The sequence below is a fragment of the Thermogemmatispora onikobensis genome, assembly GCF_001748285.1.
Lineage (GTDB): Bacteria > Chloroflexota > Ktedonobacteria > Ktedonobacterales > Ktedonobacteraceae > Thermogemmatispora > Thermogemmatispora onikobensis.
On record NZ_BDGT01000015.1, the window covers coordinates 55,098 to 72,789 of the forward strand.

Here is a 17,692-nt window from a genome sequence, read left to right on the forward strand (position 1 = left end):
CCCCTCTCCAGGGGCAATGCATCCTTCTGCTTGAGACTCAATTGCTACTGGAGTATGCTCTTTTTCCTTGTTTTGGGGAAAAGTGTGCCTCCTTCTGAAAACAGGGCCTCCATAAAAATTTCGTTAAAAATCTTCCCTACAGGAATATTTATGTTTTTTACACCTTCCCGCTCCCATGAGGCTATGGTATAACACGTATAGTAATACGGGGATTTTTATGGCCTGGAGATACATCTTTTTGAGAGCGTAAGCTCTCTGATCACTGGCAAGAGGGACGAACGCTTCCTGAAATGGAGGCGGGTGGCTCTTGTTAGGAGGGACCCTGGAGGGAGTGTTATGCCTCATGGCTAAAGGTCGTGACAAGACTGCTGATAGTCTTTTACCTGTGCTGGAATTCTTCCGGGCGAGGCAGCAGACGGGGCTGCTCAGCGTGGAGCGCCTGCGCAATGGGCAGCTTGAAGAAGGGGAGATCTATTTGCGCGCCGGTCGTCCCGTCTATGCCGCCGCCGGTCAACTTGCTGGTCAGGATGCGCTCAATCTCCTGTTGACCTGGAGCCCTATTCGCTTCGCCTTTTTTGCGGATGCTCCTTATCCTATGCGCTCCGATAGCTCCTCTCTACCTGCGGCCCGTCTGACTCCTTTGCTGCCTGGGGTGACGCGCAGCGAGAGTGATCCGCAGCTCCCTCTGACGCCGGAGAAGGTGAACGACGATGCTGCTGGCTATATTGGCATATCCACATATGGGAGCAGCTATAAGCCCGGCCTTGAATGGCTGGTACCGCGGCGTCTGAGCAATGACCTGAGCGTCTTGTCGTTGCTGAGTCGGCGGCAGCGCTCGGTGTATCTGCTGGTCGATGGGCGGCGCACCGTGGCTGATCTTGCCCGTTGTACCAAGAAGAGCGTGCAGGAGATTGAACGCATCCTGATCGAGCTGCAAGAGCAAGGCCTGGTGGCTATCTGAGTGAGCGGAGAGCGAGCAAGCCAACCCGCCTGAGAGGGAGCCGCCCGCCAGTTCCCTGGTTGGCGAGGCGGTCAGATCCATTCAGGCTGCTGTAGTCATCATTGGCAGCAACTCGCTCAGCTGCTGCAGCCAATTGGACCCCAGCAAGCGGCGTGGAATGCGGATAACACCCTGCTGGACGCGGGCCTCGTTACGGAAGCGATGGTAGAGGGCCACGCGGTTCGGAATCACCGAACGTCTGACGGTAACCACCAGCTCATTATTTTTGAGCGAGATAGCTTCAATGCCCTGATGGGCTGCCTCGATTTTGAGCCGGATGAGCGTGAGCAAGTTCTGCACTGGGGGCGGTGGCGCTCCAAAGCGGTCGGTCAACTCAGCAGCGATGGTCTCCACCTGCTCATGGGTGGTGAGATTGGCCAGGCGCTGGTAGAAGTTGACCTTCAGGGTGCGATCCCCGATATACTCATCCGGCAGGTAGGCGTCCAATGGCAGGTCAATGGTGACCCCGGGCATGCCTGTCTCTTCTTTCTTGCCCTGCAGCTCCTGCACTGCCTCGGCCAGCAGTTTGCAATAGAGATCGAAGCCCACCGAGTTCATGAAGCCCGACTGTTCCGCCCCGAGCAGATTGCCCGCGCCGCGCAGCTCCAGATCTTTCATGGCGATGCGGAAGCCGGCCCCCAGCTCTGTGGCCTCGAAGATGGCGCGTAGCCGCTTCTCCTGCAGTGGTGTCAGGCGGGCCTCCTTGTTGTAGAGGAAGTAGGCATAGGCCTGCTGAGCTGAGCGACCCACGCGACCCCGCAGCTGGTAGAGCTGTGCCAGCCCGAAATGGGCGGCATTGTTCACAATGATGGTGTTCGCATTGGGAATATCCAGCCCATTTTCGATGATGGTAGTAGAGACCAGCACGTCGTACTCGCCGTTGGCGAAGCCCAGCATGATCCGCTCCAGCTGCTCCTCGTTCATCTGTCCGTGAGCCACGGCAATCCGTGCTTCTGGTACCAGCTGTTGGAGCTTCTGGGCCAGCATCTGGATGCCAGCGACACGGTTATGGACGAAGAAGACCTGTCCTCCGCGGTCAAGTTCGCGCAAGATCACCTCGCGGATCAGTCCTTCGTCATATTCACGGATGGCTGTCCGGATCGGCAGGCGCTCCTGGGGCGGTGTCTCGATGACGCTCATGTCGCGCAGATTGACCAGGGCCATGTGCAGCGTGCGGGGGATCGGCGTGGCCGTCATCGTCAGGACGTCGACCTCGGTGCGCAGCTGTTTGAGCCGCTCCTTGTGCATGACCCCAAAGCGCTGCTCCTCGTCGATGATGAGCAGTCCGAGCTGGAAGAAGACGACATCCTTCTGCAGCAAGCGATGGGTGCCGATGATGATGTCGATCTTCCCCAGGGCGAGGTCTTCCAGAATCTGCTTCTGCTCCTTCTCGGAGCGGAAGCGGCTGAGCAGCTCGACCCGGACGGGATAGGGTTTGAGGCGCTCCTTGAAGGTGTTGTAGTGCTGGAGGGCCAGGACTGTGGTGGGGACAAGGACCGCCACCTGGCGCTGATCCAGCACGGCCTTGAAGGCGGCGCGCAGAGCAACCTCGGTCTTGCCGTAGCCCACATCGCCGCACACCAGGCGATCCATCGGCCTGGGGCGCTCCATATCGGCCTTAACCTCTTCAATGGCGCGCGCCTGGTCCGGTGTCTCCTCGTAGGGGAAGGCGTCCTCCAGCTCTTGCAGCCACGGCTGCTCGGTGTCGGGTGGGAAGGCGTGGCCCTCGGTAGTCTCGCGCAAGCTGTAGAGCCGCAGCAGCTCGCGTGCGACGTCCTGAACGCTCTCTTTGACCCGCGCTTTGGCCCGCGTCCATTCGGTGCTGCCCAGCTTGCTGAGGGCCGGCACGGCCTCCCCCATACCGATATAGCGTGTCACCCGATCAAGCTGGTCCGTTGGGATGTAGAGCTTGTCGTTGCCGGCGTAGCGGATGAGCAGATACTCGCGCTCGACGCCGGTCAGGTTCATTCTGACCAGGCCCTCGAAGCGCCCGATGCCGTGCTCCTGATGGACGACGTAGTCGCCGGGATTGAGCTCGGTCAGGAACGAGGCCGGCGTGACTGGCCGGCGCCGCTGGGCCGGGCGGTGCTTGGACCAGCCAAAGATCTCCGCGTCAGAGTAGACGCTGAGACCCAGGGTTCGCGATTGCCAGCCCTCTGCCAGGTGCCCCTGAATGAGGGTGAGGCTGCCCTCGGCGGGCAGTTCTTTGATGCTGCTGCCGGGACTGGCGTGAATCGGTATCTCTTCTTCAGTGCTGACCTCGTCAGCGAAGACCTCGGCCAGGCGACGCGCCTGGGCTGTCACAATTACAACTCGCTCGCGCCTGGCCAGCGCTTTGCGACAGTCATGGACGAAGGCCCGGATGCGTCCACCGTAGGAGTTGGCACTGCTGCACGTTGGCAGCAGCGGCTCTTGTGCGGGTGCAGAGGCGCCATCGGGATCGTGCTCTCCAGTGGAGGCGAGGATGCCGGCGAAATAGAGCTGTCGCCGCTGCTGCAGCCGTGGGCTGAGCTCCTCCCAGGAGAAGTGCGCCGGTCGCAGGTGGGCCGGGTTCTCGCGCTCCGCTTCCAGACGCGCCTTGATCTCCTGGGCCTGGGCATCCAGGTCGCGAATGCGGTTCTGGATATGCTCAGGCTCGTCCAGGATCACAAGGGCGTCCTTGGGAAGGTAATCGAGCAGCGTCACCGGCTCGTGTAAGTAGGGCAGATAGAGAGCGATGTCCTCGAAAGAACGACCCTGGCGCAGCAGTTCGAGATCGCGGCGCCAGCGCTCCTCGGCGTCACGGTGGAGGATGCGCAGGTCGAGCTTCTCTAGCTCACGTGCCGCCTGGACTCCTCGCGTTGGGAGGGCCTCGCGCGCTGGCCCAATCAGACAGCTTGTGAGCGGATTGAGCGAGCGCTGGGTCTCCGGGTCGAAAGTTCGCAGCGACTCAACTTGATCGCCAAAGAACTCTACACGCACCGGGCGGCTCAACGTCGGGGGAAAAAGGTCAACAATCCCCCCGCGATGACTGAATTGACCTGGTTCCTCAACCTCGGCTACTGGTTCGTAGCCGAGATTGTAGAGGTGCTCCAGCAGCAGCGAGAGGTCCAGCTCCTCGCCCTGCTGCAGCTCATAGAGCGTGCGACTCAGCTCATGAGACGGCATCAGCGGTTGTGTCAAGGCCCTCGCCGCGCAGACAAGCAGCAGCTGTGGCTCATATCGCGCCAGGCGGATGAGGACCTGCATGCGCTTCTGAATCGTCTCGGCATCGCTCAGGAGCCGCTCATATGGCAGGGCGGTGCGCCCCGGAAAGTAGAGGACCTGCCTGCCCTCCGGAGCGAACGCGGCCAGGCTCTCCGCCATCTGCCGCGCCCCTTCTTCTTCGTCAGTGACGATAAGCAACGGCTGCTCGTATGCCGCCGCCAGTGCCGCGATAACGAAAGGACGAGCCGGTTCTGTGATGGCGTCAAGAACCGGCAGCCCTTCGGCAGCGCGCAGCCGTCTAAGTAGTCGTTTGAAATCGCTTCTTTGGGTCAGTAGTGATAATAAGCCTTGGAGTGTCAATCTTGCCTCACAACACCAGCTAAGGTTTTCTTCTGCCAGGCCGTTGATGCTATTGTCGCGCTCTATCAGATTTATTTGTTCGTTCGTTCGCTCGCTCGCTCGCTGAATACTTAGCTCAGCAGGTGCGCTGCACAGAGGTGGCCCGCTCCTCCGGCCCTGACTGGTGAGGTGAGGGGAGCAGGCCCGTGTGGCGATCCTCAGTCTAGCACAGCGGTCTTGTCCTGTCGAGAGAGCCAGTCTTCCCACCGGGGACGGCTGATCTGGCAGAGGAAGATGGTGACTCCACTCTCCCCCAGGTTCCGGCCTGATCCGCCCGATCGCTGACAGTCGGACCTCTTCCCTCCCCGATAACCACGGTGGACCCAGCGGCCTCGGCCCGACGCTGGCTCTGCTCTGAGGGCTGATCTCAATCATGCCTTTCTTATAGTTTATCACAGGCGGCCTGGACTTGCCAGAGAAGGGAGCGCGTGCCCGGCTGGTTCTCTCTCGCTCGGCTGATCAGACAGGAGCAGAAGCGCTGCTCATTAAGCCCTGGGCGCCTCTAGTTGGCGGCTGCGCACGCGGGCATAGGCCCGCCCGATAGCGGAGCGCAGCCGCTGGGCCGAAGCTCGTAGCGCCTCATCGCTATCGCGGCCAAAGCCACCGGAGCGAGGAGTCCCTCCGATTTCCAGGATAGCAGGGCCGGCAAAGCCGCGTGCGAGCAGCTCTTCGCAGTAGCCCTCAATATCCAGGGTTCCCAGGCCCAGGGGCAGGTGATAATTCAATTGCGGCAGTGGCGTATCTGAAACGTGGATCAAGATCATCCGTGGAGCCAGCGCCAGGTAGGCGGGCAGAGCTTCAGGAAGGGTATGATTGACGTCCCAGACAAAGCCCAGCGTGGGCACTTGTTCCAGCAACCAGGCGCAGCGGTCAGGTTGAGCAAAGAGGCCAGCCTCGGGCTCATTCTGCTCGATCCCCAGCAAGAAAGCTGGAGTCTGGGAGGCTGCAAAGGTCTGAGCCTCCTGCAGGGCGGAGACAAGGCGCTCTTCCAATGTCCGCAGGGCGTCAGGGCTGCGGAGAGAGGTCGTGAGATGAAAATGCACGCGACTACAGGGTAAACGACGGATCGCTGTCAGGTTGGCGCGTAGCACTGTGGCCAGGGTCGCCCCGTTTGCCGTGGTTCCCGCAGCAGTGAGAGGAAGCGCGATCTCCAGAGCGCAAGACAGGCCAGCCTCCTGCAGAGCCGCTGAGACTGTCTCAAAGGAATCTCCCAGCGTCTGCTCACTGAGTCCTGTCTCTGAGCCACGGAGCTGCAGCCACTGGAAGCCACAGGAGCGAGCAAAGGCAATCTCCTCGCGCAGTGGGCGCCAGTGGGAACGAAAAAGGCGGGCCACCATACCGATCTGGATTGGGGGGCGGCGGGCTTGTTGGCGCTGGCGTTGTGCTTCTGCGCGGCGTCGAGCCTCTGGATCGCTGTTCACCACACTCATGGCCGCCTCCAGGCCGCGTGTGAGCACCAGCTCGATGGCCGCCACCGCCTCGTCTTCAGCCTGCTCAAGCTGACTGCGCTCAGCAGCGGGAGGGGCCCCCAGCACGTAATCGATCACGCTCATACGTGAGTTGCTCGGGCGCCCGACGCCAACGCGCAGGCGCGGGAACTGGTCGCTGTGCAGGTGATGAACGATGCTCTCCAGCCCATTGTGACCGCCGGTGCTCCCGCGGGCACGCAGGCGCAAACGTCCGACGGGAAGGTCGAGGTCATCGCAGACAACCAGGATATCCTGGGGAGCAAGCCGGTACCAGCGAGCGAGAGCGCCCACGGCTTCGCCGCTGAGATTCATATAGGTCAGGGGCTTCACCAGGACGACCTTTTCACCCCCGAGCATACCACTGGCCAACAAGGCCCGGCTGCGCTCTTCGCTCCAGCGCCAGCCGAGCTTCTGAGCCAGTTTCTCAACGACGCGGAAGCCGACGTTGTGGCGCGTCGGCGCATATTGAGGGCCAGGGTTGCCCAATCCTACAATCAACTTCATCTATTGCTAGTTCAGACACCTGTCATCTATTTTTTGGAGGAAAAGACGAAAAGAGAGCCGGACTATGGTCAGGTTAGCGACCGTAGGCCAGGCGCACGGCCAGGTACTGGGGCAGGCCAGCCTTAATGATTTTCTCCTGTGTCTTCTTAATATCGTAGGGCACGCGGTAGAACTCGAAGCCGGCTTCTGTATCGTAGATCATAAAAGCAGCACGTGGATCGCCATCGCGTGGCTGCCCCACTCCGCCGGGATTGATGATCGCCCGATAGCCAGCGGGCGGGTTCCAATGCCCTTCTGGTGGGGTAAGCATCTCATTCGTGACCTTGATCATGCTCTGACTGAGGCCGAGCAAAGCCAGCAACTCCTCAATCTCGCTGTTGAGGCGGTCCTCAGCGTTCAGAATCTCCTCCTCGGAAGTTCGCGATTCGATCGCCTCAAGCGCTGCCACAATATCGGCATACTCGCCCTCCTGCGGGTCCGACTCGGTTCCAGGCGTCTTTTCGTCTGTGGGAGCATGATCAGCATCGGTTGCCTCTCTGGTTGTCGCTGGAGCCGCCGTCTTTGTAGCAGTTCCCTGGACTTCCTCGACAGTTCCTTCCTCTGTCAGCTCTCGCCTCTCATCCTCGCCCAGACCGGTGGAAGGGGACGGCTCTGAGCCTGAAGCACGGGCGCGGCTCTCATCAGCCTCGGCGCCGGTCTCAGCAGAAGCCGTTTCCTGCGCGCGCTCCTCGGAAGCCTCGGCGCTGCCGGCCTGGTTAGCAGCCAGCGGCTGCTGGAAGATCACTGGAATATGGGTATGGCCCACAAAGCAAAAGCGGCTGCTAAAATGCTGGAAGCTACGCTCGGCAAGCACCTCGGAGGTAAGGTACTCCCAGAGGGGGCCGTAAGGGCTCCCATGCACGAGCGTAACATCGCCGATATCGAGGCGCTCCGGCAGGTTAGCCAGAAACTCGCGGTGCTCTTCTGTCAACTGCTGAGCGGTCCACTCGGCGGAGATGCGCGCGGCGGCGCTAAAGTCGTCAAGATCGATCTTGTTCACCGCCGCCCAGTCGTGGTTGCCCGCGATGATCACATCAGTACGCTCGCGCAGCAAAGAGATACAGGCGTTGGGGTCGGGGCCATAGCCAACCAGGTCCCCCAAGAACCAGATCTGATCGATGGGTTTCTCTTTAGAGATTTCATCGATCTTGGCCAGCACTGCTTCCAGTGCTTCCAGGTTCGCGTGTATATCGCTGAAAACGGCGTAACGCATTGCTGTCCTTTGTGCCAAAGGTTAGTGCGAGCATGGTCAGGTCGTAAAGCTTATTCTATCATGTTTGCGTCCACCTGACCAGTACGTCTTGCCAGCAAGATAGGCCAGAATCTCGCCGCGCACAGCGGACCTAGCAAAGCGGCAAGACGAGAGAGCACGTGATCTGCCAGGAGTGGCTCCCCCTCGCCTCCTGCCTGGGTTCTGCGGCTAGATTGAGGGCGGAGACGAAGGACCTGGAGGCGCGACGGGCAGTGAGAAACCCCAGTCGAGCAGGCGGCGAGCATCCTGAAAGCGGGCCTGGGAGGTGGGAGTATCCAGCACAACGCCGATCAGGTGATGGCCGTTGTGGGTCGCCGAAAAGACCAGGCAGTAGCCGGCCTCGCCGGTAAAGCCCGTCTTGATGCCTGTAGCACCTGGGTAGGTGCCTAGCAGCTCGTTCGTCGAGGTCCAGACGTGGGCCTGATGCGTAGCGGTTGCCGGCACCGAATAGTGGCGGGTGCCCACAATCTGGGCGAAGAGCGGAATACTCATCGCATAGCGGGCCAGGCGCACCAGGTCGAAAGCCGTAGTGTAGTGGTCTGGCGCCGGTAGGCCATCCGGGTTTGCATAATGCGTCTGGAACAGGTGCAGCCGCAGGGCATAGAGGTTCATGAGGGAGACAAACTTCTCCGTCGAGCCGGACAGGCCATCGGCAATCACGATGGCTGCGTCATCGCCCGAGGGCAGCAGCAGGGCATAGAGCAGATCACGCAGCTTAAACTTTTCTCCTACCTGTAAGCTAGCGTTGCTTCCATCATTATCGCGGGCCTCTTTTACCGCGTCGGCGCCGACAGTAATCTCCTGATCGAGGTCGCCGATTTGCAGAGCGATGACCGCCGTCATAATCTTAGTCGTACTGGCCATCGGACGCGGCGCCTCGCCATTGATATCGGCCAGAATACGATTGCTATCGGTGTCGAGCAGCATCGCCTCAGCGGCTGTCAGAGAGGGAGGCGAGCCGCGAGGAGTCAGCACGGGGGCCAGGGTTGGCCGTGGGGTTGGCGAGAGCGAAGACGCCCCCACCGTGGGGGTCGTCGTTGTACTGGGACCGCCCGCCAGCCCGGTCCCCCAGGGAGTAAACACCAGCAAGGAAGCCCCAATAGCGATACAGGCGGCCAGGGCCAGGAGTAGTGCCGCCAGCATGCGACTGGCCAGTGGCGACAGGCTTGGGAAAGCAAAACGGGGACGATGCTGCTGTTGTGGCAAGGCCAGGCTCTCCTTCTTCCTCTGGTCCATCCGCAGTGGGTAGAGGGCAGCCAGCTAGGAGACAGACGGTCAATTGCCTGGCTTGCTCGGGCGAAGCCAGGCGTCTGGTCTGGACTGCTCTCCCCTTCTCTCCTACAGGGACGGGCGCCGGGTGTGGTAGTCCGTCACACGCTGGAAAGCATCGGCCACGCGCAGAATCGTCGCCTCGGCAAAGGCATTGCCAAGGATCTGCAGACCCACGGGCAGGCCCTCGCTGAAGCCGCTGGGGATCGAGATGCCACAGACCCCGGCGAGATTAGCCGGGATAGTAAAGACATCATTCAGGTACATCTGATAAGGATCTGACAGCTTCTCACCCAGCTTAAAAGCCACCGTTGGCGAGGCGGGACTGACCAGCACATCGCACTGCTCGAAAGCGTGCTCGAAGTCCTGAGCGATGAGCGCCCGCACCTTCTGGGCCTGTTTGTAGTAGGCATCGTAGTAGCCAGCGGAGAGCACGTACGTTCCCAGCATGATGCGGCGTTTGACCTCCGGCCCAAAGCCATATTGGCGTGTCTTATCAAGAGCCTCCCACATATCGCTGGTGTCGCGATAGGAGTAGCCATATTTCACGCCATCGTAGCGGGCCAGATTGGCGCTCGCCTCGGCGGGGGCGATGATGTAGTAAGCGGCGACCCCATAGCGAGTATGAGGCAGCGAGACCTCGCGGATCTCTGCCCCCAGCTCGCGCAAGCGCTGGATTGCCTCCTGACCAACGCGCGCCACCCCGGGTTCCATACCAGGGGCTTCCCAGTACTCGACGGGCACGCCGATGCGCAGGCCGCGGATTTCGCCCGTTAGCTCTGCCGTATAGTCTGGCACAGGGGTGGGGGAGCAGGTCGAGTCGCGCGGATCGGGGCCGGCAATTGCCTGCAGAAGCAGAGCGGCATCGCGGGCTGTGCGTGCGAAGGGGCCGATCTGGTCCAAGGAGGAAGCGAAAGCTACCAGGCCGAAGCGCGAGACGCGCCCATAGGTTGGCTTCAGTCCGACCACGTTGCAGAGCGCTGCCGGCTGGCGAATCGAGCCACCGGTGTCGCTGCCCAGGGCTCCCGGAGCCATACCTGCTGCCACCGCTGCCGCCGAGCCGCCGCTGCTGCCGCCGGGCGCGCGGTCCAGGTCCCAGGGGTTATGCGTAGGGAAGAATGCCGAGTGCTCGGTCGACGACCCCATCGCGAACTCGTCCATATTGGTTTTCCCAAGCATCACCGCCCCGGCAGCCTGGAGGCGCTCCATGACTGTGGCATTAAAAGGAGGGCGGAAATGCTCCAGCATGCGCGAGCTACAGGTTGTAGGGATATCCTTGGTGCAAATCACATCCTTAATGGCCAGCGGGATACCTGTGAGGGGAGTCACCTGCTCGCCGCGCTGCAGGCGCTGGTCGGCCTCCCGGGCCTGTTGGAGAGCCAGATCTGCTGTCACCAGAGTAAAAGCACGGATGCGCTCATCGAGGGCGTCGATTCGCTCCAAAAAAGCGCGTGTCAGTTCGACGGAAGAAATCTGACGCTGGCGCAGCAGCGTCGCCGCCTCACTCAACGTTAGCTCATGCAAAGCGCTCATCGGCTAGGACTCCTCCAACACAGCGTTCACCTTCAGACATTGCTCCTCCTGGTCGGGGGCATTGGCCAGGAGCATCTCCGGGGGATAGGAGGGACCTGGCTCATCCTCGCGCATCACATTGGTGAGGCGTGAGGCGTGGGCCAGGGGAGAGACCCCACTCACGTCAGCCTCGCGCAGAATGGCCATATGCTCCAGAATGCTGGAGAGCTGTTGGCGAAAAAGCTCAACCTCCTCATCGCTCAGGCCGAGCCGTGCCAGCTGGGCAATGTGGAGTACTGTTTCTCGATCGATCAAAACCCCGAGCCTCCTTCAGTCTGACTAACCTGATAATCGGTTTCGCCTTCTCTTCTTCTTTTTTTATACAGTGGAAGCTCCAACGAGCCAGGATAGAGACGCTTGACAAGTGAGAATCTGCAGCAAGCGCCAAAAAAGCGCTCACAGGAAGACAGTGCAGGTGATACTGCGCTGCCCAACGGAACAGCAGAGCAGCAAGCTAGTAAGCTACCAGCGGATATGGAAGCCGCTGAATGGCTCACTGGGCTGGCGCCAGTCGATGCGGACCTCATGGACCTCGGCGGCGGAGGGACCACGATGTAGCAGAGTCAGCAACCGTTCCAGTGCGAAGCGTGGCCCTTGCGCCAGCACCTCTACGCTGCCATCGGCCAGGTTGCGCACATAGCCGCGCAGACCCAGGGCTGTAGCGTGATGCATGACAAACTGGCGGAAGCCAACCCCCTGGACATATCCCAGGACGCGGGCATAGAGTTCTTGCCTCTCGTTGTCCTGTTGCATGGCTCTCATGATACCATACTCACCCCTCTGAGGATAGTCCTTTCTTTGAGAACGGGACGGATAGCTCAGTGCGGACTGAACGGTAGCAGTGGACCAAAACGAAGAGGCCAACCTCTGGGCGCCTCAACCCGTCGGCCTGCCCCGTCCGTCTTGCCTGCTTCCCAACCGCAGAAGAGGAACCAGATCCTTCCTTCAGCCAAAATTCAGCAATCTTTGCTAGACTGGCAGCAGATTGCAAACGTTGCTCTTCTGGCAACGTTATTATAGAAGAAAAACGGAGGCAGACGCTGCAGCGGTCACCAGTGTACAGCCCACGGGAGAAAGATAGACGAGGCTGGCGCTCGGGCCAAACTGGTATCATCCAGGCGGGCAGTGTGATACACTAAAGCAGGTTGAGCTGTTCCTGGATTCGGGCCTCCGCGACCTGATCGGAGAGTAAAGCATGCAGTCAGTACAGGATCTCGCCGCTGCTGTTCAGCGAGTGATTCGCAACGTTGAGAACGTCATTGTTGGCAAGGCCGAAGCTGTCACCTTTACCCTGATCGCCGTCATCTGTCGGGGTCATGTCTTAATTGAGGATGTGCCAGGCGTAGGGAAAACGGTCCTGACCAAGTCCATTGCGCGCTCGATTGGCTGTAGCTTCAAGCGCATTCAATTCACCCCTGATCTCCTGCCCAGCGATATCACCGGTGTCTCGATCTACAACCAGAAGACGGGCAATTTCGAGTTTCGCCCCGGTCCGATTATGGCGCAGATTGTGCTGGCCGACGAGGTGAACCGCGCCACACCCAAGACGCAGTCGGCCCTGCTGGAGGCGATGGAGGAGTCGCAGGTCACCGTCGATGGCCGGAGCTATCCCTTGCCCGAGCCATTCATGGTCATGGCTACCCAGAATCCCATCGAATACGAAGGAACGTTTCCCCTGCCCGAGGCCCAGCTTGATCGCTTCATGATGAATATCAGCCTGGGCTACCCTTCCCCTGCCGACGAGATCAATATTCTCAATAGCCAGCAGCACCATCATCCGCTTGAGGATCTCCAGCAGATCATGACGGCTGAGGAGCTATTAGAGATACAGAAGCAGATTCGTACTGTTCACGTTGACCAGTCCATTCGCGAGTACATTGTGGCGATCACCAACGCCACGCGCAATCATGGCAACATCTATCTGGGAGCCAGCCCGCGCGGCTCGCTGGCCCTCTTTCGCGCCGCACAAGCGCTGGCGGCTATTCGCGGGCGCAACTATGTGATTCCAGACGATGTCAAGCTCATGGTCAAGCCGACGCTGGCGCATCGAATCATTGTCACCCCAGCGGCCCGTGTGCGCTCGGTCACCTCCTCGGCCATTCTGGACGAGATTCTGCAAACGGTGCCGGTCCCGGGCGCCTGGGTCGGAGGAGGAAAGGCGCGCTGAGCCATGCGGAGCTGGCAGACCGTCTTTCTGATACTCTTGATTGTGGTAACGGGCTTTCTGGCCATCAGTAGTGGCTGGAAGGCGCTCTATGTGGTCACCTACGTGTTGCTGGCCGTCTTTCTGCTCTCGCTGCTGTGGGCCTATTCCAGTCTGCGCGGCCTCGTCTTTCATCGCGCGGCCCCCTTTGGGCGTGTCCAGGTAGGTGACACCTTCGACGAGCGCCTGATGTTGGATAATGTGAGCATTTTCCCCAAACTCTGGGTGCAAATTGTCGATGGCTCGACACTGCCTGGGCACCGTGCTGGCTATGTTGCCAGCATGGGCGGACGCAAGCGCGCTCTCTGGCGAGCTCGCACGGTCTGTCGACGTCGAGGCCGCTACCAGCTTGGCCCTGTGATTGCCAGCAGTGGTGACCCCTTTGGCCTCTTCCGTCGTCACCGCTTGCTCTCGCCAGCGTATGAAATTCTCGTTCTGCCGCGTGTTATTCCACTGGCAGGCTTTGCCTTTTTTACTGGTGGTCTGCCTGGGAAGGGGCGCAGTACTCGACGCGCGCTGCACACGACGACGAACGCCACCACCATCCGAGAATACGTGAGCGGCGACTCGCTCAACCGCATTCACTGGCCCTCAACGGCGCATTATAATAAGCTAATGGTCAAAGAGTTTGACCTTGATCCTGCGATGGATGCCTGGATCTTCCTCGATCTCCATCAGGCGGTGCAGGCAGGCGAGGGAGAAGAGTCGACAGAAGAATATGGTATTACGATCGCGGCTTCCCTCGCCGTCTATCTGCTGCGTCAGGATCTGTCGCTGGGCCTGATTGTCAACGGCGAACGCCGGGAGTTCCTGGCGCTAGATCGCGGCGAGCGCCAGATCGAACGTGTGCTGGAGCTGCTGGCGGTGGTCAGGGCCGGACCAGGGCCGGACCTGAAGGAGGCCCTGGCGCTGGATGCTCTGCATTTTGGTCGCAATACGGCGGCCATTGTGATTACCCCTTCCACCTCGCGCGACTGGCACGAAGGGCTAAGGCACTTGCGCCGCCGCGGGGTCCAGCTGGCGGTAATCGGACTGGAGGCCGCTTCTTTTGATGGACGACCCGTCGATGAGGATACGTGGGCCTTGCTGGAAGGCGAGGGCGTTCCCGTGCTGCGCATCAGACGGGGCGACTCGCTAGCGGAGGCGCTCGAACGCGGCCCGAGCGTGCGCTCTCTCCAATGGAGGTCTTGATATGGGCCAGGCCACAGCTGATCGTCTCTCTCGGCTACTCTCGCAGTCTGAACCTCGCCCACAGGGGGCAAAGTCACCGGCCCCAAACCCGGATAAGCCAGGGCTGAGTTGGGCTTCGCTGAAGGACTTGTTCCGTCTCGAAGAAGGCTACTTCTCGCTCGTGCTGGTGACCATCGTCGTCTACAGCACGATCTGGTCGGTACAGGTGGCTGGCTGGGTCGCCCATCTGGAGGTGCTGACCCTGACGACCGCCCTTGGTCTGCTGCTTGGCCTCTTGGCGGTGCGCCAGCGCTGGCTCCCTCCCTGGCTCGTTCAGCCTCTGGCCCTGGTGCTCGGCCTGCTCATCGCTTACTGGCAGACCGCGACTGCCGACTTCAATGGCAGCTTCCCCCTCCTCTTCACAGCCCTGCGAGCCTGGGTGGCGGTCGCCCTGGCTGGCGGTACCAGCAGCGACGATTCGATCTTCCTCTTCTTGATCACGGCCCTTAGCTTCTGGCTGGCCTATGCCAGCGTATGGCTGGTCTATCGCACGCGCGTGCCGCTGCTGATGATCTTGCTCAACGGCTCCGTGCTCCTCATTAATCTCAGCAATGTGCCCGTTGGCTACCTCATCTTTCTCTTTGTCTTTTTATGTGCCTCCTTGCTGCTCCTGCTACGCTTTTCGCTCTTCGAGTCGATGCGCCGGTGGAGGCGGTTGGGGTTGCGCTGTGCTGACGACCTGGGCTGGGACTTCATGCAGGCCGGTCTGCTGGTCTCGCTAGCGGTGGTCATTCTCTCCTGGATTCTGCCGGGCAGCTATGTCAATGCCGATGCTGCTCAGATCTGGGATCTTGACAGCAATCCCTGGGTGCAAGTCGAGAATGCCTGGAGCCGTCTCATCGCTGTCAATGGGGGAGTGGTCCCATCGAATCGCGGCAACTTTACCAATTCGCTGGTGCTTGGTGGCAATCCGCATCTGAACAGCGACATTGTTTTTCGCATCACGAGCAGCGAGGGAGGGCAATACATTGCCTCGCTGGCCTATGACATCTATGATGGGCGTGGCTGGTCGACCAGCCCCACGTACAGTATCTCACTGCCGAAGGGCCAGCAGATTCCGCCCGAAGGCGCACCGGTCCATGCCGTGACGTTGCAGATCACGGTTGTCGATCCCCCGGGCGAGCAGCAGCCCTATCTCTTCACGCCCTGGCAGGCAGGCCAGCTGGATCAACCCGCGGTCGTGCTGGTGAGCAAAAACACCACCAGCATTGTGGCCGTGCTGCGCAAAGGGCCCAAGCTTGCGGCAGGTGATCATTATACAGTCCAGTCGTATGCCTCCTCAGCGGATGTCAAGACGCTGGAGTCGGTACCTTTCCCCGCCACGGCGCCCAAGCTGCCGCCCAACTACGAGGGACCTTTGCCCACCGATTACTATGATCCTGTCCTCTTGCAGACCTATCTGCAGCTCCCGGGCCATCTTGATCCCAATATTCGCATCCTGGCGGAGCAAATTACTGCCAGGGCCCACACGATGTACGACAAGGCCGTGGCCTTAGAAAACTACTTCCGCGGCTATACCTACTCGGTCGATGTTCAGCTGCCCGCTGGCGATGAGCCGGTCTCCTGGCTACTCTTCCGCAGCGGGCATCGGGCATTTTGTAACTACTTTGCGACGGCGATGGCGGTAATGGCGCGCGAACTTGGGATGCCAGCGCGGGTAGTGACTGGCTATGCGCCGGGGACGTACGACCCCGCTACCCATCAATGGATTGTCCGCGGTACTCAGGCCCACGCCTGGACTCAGGTCTACTTTGCCGGCTATGGCTGGATCAATTTCGAGCCTTCGCCGGGCTTTCCAGCTTTCACGCGCCCGTTGCCCAATCAATATACTTCATCAGATAGTAGCTCGACGATCACGCCAGGTCAGGGAACTTCTCCTGGCATCACGACACCCCGCCGTCTCCCACTGCCGAACGATGAAGTTGGGGCAACGGGGAGCAGCACCCAGGAGGGTGGCTTGAGCTGGCAGCAGTCATTAAGCTACTTCGCCCTGAGCATCATCTTTGCTCTGGCCTGCCTGCTCATGCTCTTCGCCATCTGGTGGCGGAGGCTCTTCCGTCACTTGCGCTTGACAGCTCAGATCTACGGGCGCCTCTGTCTGCTGGCAAGCTGGGCCGGCCTCAGTCTGCGTCGCGCCGAGACGCCCCATGAATACATTCAGCGCCTCAGTCACGTAGCTCCCGAGCAGGCGCCGCTCTTGCAGCGTCTGGGAGACCTCTACGTGCGCGATCTGTGGGCCCCCCCGGGCAGCCCTGAGCACCCCGCCAGCTCGGGCGAAATGCGCGAAGCACCAGCCCTCTGGCGTCAGATTGAGCCGCGCCTCTTCCTTTACCTCCTGCGCCACCCCTATGTCCTGGCCAGAGCGCCAGTGCATCTTGTCCGCTGGCTTTGGGTGCACCTGTGCCATCTCTGGCGCAAGAACCGCTCGCTCGATTGGTCAGCGCCCACTGCTCTGAAAGATCTCTGACTGGTGAAGTGGGAAAGAGAGGGGAAGGTCAGGGCCAGGGGCCAGGGAGCCCTTGACCTGCTCTTCCTCTTTCGTTAAACTGTACTATGCCACCTTGGAGTTTTGCTATGCCAGGGTGGCCTGTGCCCTTTTAAGCTGATCCTTATGGAGTGATGCGATGATTGATCGTGTTGTGCTGGAACAGGATCGGGAGATGCTGGCCAGCATCCGGGAGCACCCTCTGGAGATCCCCGATGCTTATCCGGTGAAGCTGCAGGTGCTCGACCTGGCTCGCCACGTGGTGGTCGCCCCGGATGGAAAACGCTACGTGCTGGCGACCTTCGACGATCGCCGCCTGGGCCGCGGCTTTGTCACCGCTGTCTATCCTCAGCAGAACGGTTATCTCACCCTCTATCGGTTGGTAGTCTACGAGCATAGTAGCAATACCCCGCAAGAGGCGCTTGAGTGCCATAAACAGCTGGCAAAGATTATTCAGCAAGGGCAACTGATGGAGTTTGTGAAACGGGCCAGGGGAGAGGCCAAAGTCGAGGCGAAGGCCGGGCTGGGGAGTCGTTAGGCCCGACCTTCGCTCCTCTTTCTTACCCTGGCCTTCCCTCTCTATTGGTCTATTGGCCAGCGTTGATCTTCCCTTGACAAAGCAATTTTTTTACCGTATACTCGTTCTAGACTTTTCTAAAAAGTAATCATTTACTTCAAATCCTGTGGCCCCGTGCCGCTGGTTCGGGGCCTTTGGTGTCCCCTTCTGGGGCGAATAATCATTCGCTGCGCTTAGCGCAAGCCCAAGGACAGGGAGGTGAGCTAATGGTGAGCAGTCATGTGCTTCTGGTCTCTTTGCCTCTGCAGCAGAAGAGGAGCCGGGGGACTGTTTTGCCTTTTGCTACCTCTGCCTTTTCCGAGGGCTTCGTTGGCCTTTCTCTCTTGCTACTCACTACTCCGTTGCTGGTTGACTCAGGGGTTAGTGGGCCCATTGGGGGGGTGTCGCCGCCTGTTCTGCGCCTGGCGCCTGATAGATGACAAAAGCGCCAGGCGTGTAAGAGCGACCCTCAACCGTGGGCACTGAGACAGCAACCTTCAGTCCCACGGTTTTTTATCGCCTTTTTCC

12 protein-coding genes are annotated in these 17,692 nt (G+C 60.3%); 5 read left to right on the plus strand and 7 right to left on the minus strand.

Features of this window, described 5'->3' with window-relative positions; all coding sequences use genetic code 11:
• The first annotated feature begins 343 nt into the window (after window positions 1–343).
• On the plus strand, window positions 344–961 hold the full coding sequence (locus tag BGC09_RS08815) for a DUF4388 domain-containing protein (RefSeq protein WP_069803514.1): 618 nt from the start codon (window positions 344–346) through the stop codon (window positions 959–961).
• Between the two features lie 81 nt (window positions 962–1,042).
• Here the strand turns inward: BGC09_RS08815 and mfd are convergent, their stop codons facing one another.
• The 7 genes from mfd to BGC09_RS08850 all read right to left on the minus strand — a co-directional run bounded on the left by mfd (window position 1,043) and on the right by BGC09_RS08850 (window position 11,452).
• Window positions 1,043–4,546 (minus strand): transcription-repair coupling factor, encoded by a 3,504-nt coding sequence (gene mfd, locus BGC09_RS08820; protein WP_069803515.1) that lies wholly within the window; start codon window positions 4,544–4,546, stop codon window positions 1,043–1,045.
• 524 nt (window positions 4,547–5,070) lie between these two features.
• The gene (pth, locus tag BGC09_RS22150) at window positions 5,071–6,558 is read right to left on the minus strand and encodes an aminoacyl-tRNA hydrolase (RefSeq protein WP_084658221.1); all 1,488 of its coding nucleotides are present in this window, start codon (window positions 6,556–6,558) and stop codon (window positions 5,071–5,073) included.
• Between the two features lie 73 nt (window positions 6,559–6,631).
• Window positions 6,632–7,810 (minus strand): metallophosphoesterase family protein, encoded by a 1,179-nt coding sequence (locus BGC09_RS08830; protein ID WP_069803516.1) that lies wholly within the window; start codon window positions 7,808–7,810, stop codon window positions 6,632–6,634.
• Window positions 7,811–8,017: 207 nt separating this feature from the next.
• Window positions 8,018–9,055: a D-alanyl-D-alanine carboxypeptidase family protein gene (locus BGC09_RS08835; RefSeq protein WP_069803517.1), complete on the minus strand. Its 1,038-nt coding sequence runs from the start codon at window positions 9,053–9,055 to the stop codon at window positions 8,018–8,020.
• Window positions 9,056–9,187: 132 nt separating this feature from the next.
• On the minus strand, window positions 9,188–10,651 hold the full coding sequence (gene gatA, locus BGC09_RS08840; RefSeq protein ID WP_069803518.1) for an Asp-tRNA(Asn)/Glu-tRNA(Gln) amidotransferase subunit GatA: 1,464 nt from the start codon (window positions 10,649–10,651) through the stop codon (window positions 9,188–9,190).
• A 3-nt stretch (window positions 10,652–10,654) separates the two neighbouring features.
• Window positions 10,655–10,945, minus strand: a complete 291-nt coding sequence (gene gatC / locus BGC09_RS08845) for an Asp-tRNA(Asn)/Glu-tRNA(Gln) amidotransferase subunit GatC (RefSeq protein WP_069803519.1) — start codon at window positions 10,943–10,945, stop codon at window positions 10,655–10,657.
• Window positions 10,946–11,152: 207 nt separating this feature from the next.
• On the minus strand, window positions 11,153–11,452 hold the full coding sequence (locus tag BGC09_RS08850; RefSeq protein ID WP_218104000.1) for an acylphosphatase: 300 nt from the start codon (window positions 11,450–11,452) through the stop codon (window positions 11,153–11,155).
• 433 nt (window positions 11,453–11,885) lie between these two features.
• On the opposite strand from BGC09_RS08850, the gene BGC09_RS08855 reads away from it, so the two are divergent.
• The 4 genes from BGC09_RS08855 (at window position 11,886) to BGC09_RS08870 (ending at window position 17,146) form a co-directional block, all read left to right on the plus strand.
• Window positions 11,886–12,857 carry an AAA family ATPase gene (locus BGC09_RS08855; RefSeq protein ID WP_069803520.1) on the plus strand — a complete coding sequence of 324 codons (972 nt, stop codon included), beginning with the start codon at window positions 11,886–11,888 and terminating at the stop codon, window positions 12,855–12,857.
• A gap of 3 nt (window positions 12,858–12,860) precedes the next feature.
• The gene (locus BGC09_RS08860) at window positions 12,861–14,084 is read left to right on the plus strand and encodes a DUF58 domain-containing protein (RefSeq protein WP_069803521.1); all 1,224 of its coding nucleotides are present in this window, start codon (window positions 12,861–12,863) and stop codon (window positions 14,082–14,084) included.
• Between the two features lie 127 nt (window positions 14,085–14,211).
• The gene (locus tag BGC09_RS08865) at window positions 14,212–16,590 is read left to right on the plus strand and encodes a transglutaminase TgpA family protein (protein ID WP_176728879.1); all 2,379 of its coding nucleotides are present in this window, start codon (window positions 14,212–14,214) and stop codon (window positions 16,588–16,590) included.
• 157 nt (window positions 16,591–16,747) lie between these two features.
• On the plus strand, window positions 16,748–17,146 hold the full coding sequence (locus BGC09_RS08870) for a hypothetical protein (RefSeq protein WP_069803523.1): 399 nt from the start codon (window positions 16,748–16,750) through the stop codon (window positions 17,144–17,146).
• Window positions 17,147–17,692: the final 546 nt, after the last annotated feature.

What these genes read in the sequence shown, in the direction of transcription:
- BGC09_RS08815 (WP_069803514.1), top strand. Translation starts at nt 344, where the DNA reads ATGGCTAAAGGTCGTGACAAGACTGCTGATAGTCTTTTACCTGTGCTG.
- pth (WP_084658221.1), bottom strand. Translation starts at nt 6,558, where the DNA reads ATGAAGTTGATTGTAGGATTGGGCAACCCTGGCCCTCAATATGCGCCG.
- BGC09_RS08830 (WP_069803516.1), bottom strand. Translation starts at nt 7,810, where the DNA reads ATGCGTTACGCCGTTTTCAGCGATATACACGCGAACCTGGAAGCACTG.
- gatA (WP_069803518.1), bottom strand. Translation starts at nt 10,651, where the DNA reads ATGAGCGCTTTGCATGAGCTAACGTTGAGTGAGGCGGCGACGCTGCTG.
- BGC09_RS08850 (WP_218104000.1), bottom strand. Translation starts at nt 11,452, where the DNA reads ATGAGAGCCATGCAACAGGACAACGAGAGGCAAGAACTCTATGCCCGC.
- BGC09_RS08855 (WP_069803520.1), top strand. Translation starts at nt 11,886, where the DNA reads ATGCAGTCAGTACAGGATCTCGCCGCTGCTGTTCAGCGAGTGATTCGC.
- BGC09_RS08860 (WP_069803521.1), top strand. Translation starts at nt 12,861, where the DNA reads ATGCGGAGCTGGCAGACCGTCTTTCTGATACTCTTGATTGTGGTAACG.
- BGC09_RS08870 (WP_069803523.1), top strand. Translation starts at nt 16,748, where the DNA reads ATGATTGATCGTGTTGTGCTGGAACAGGATCGGGAGATGCTGGCCAGC.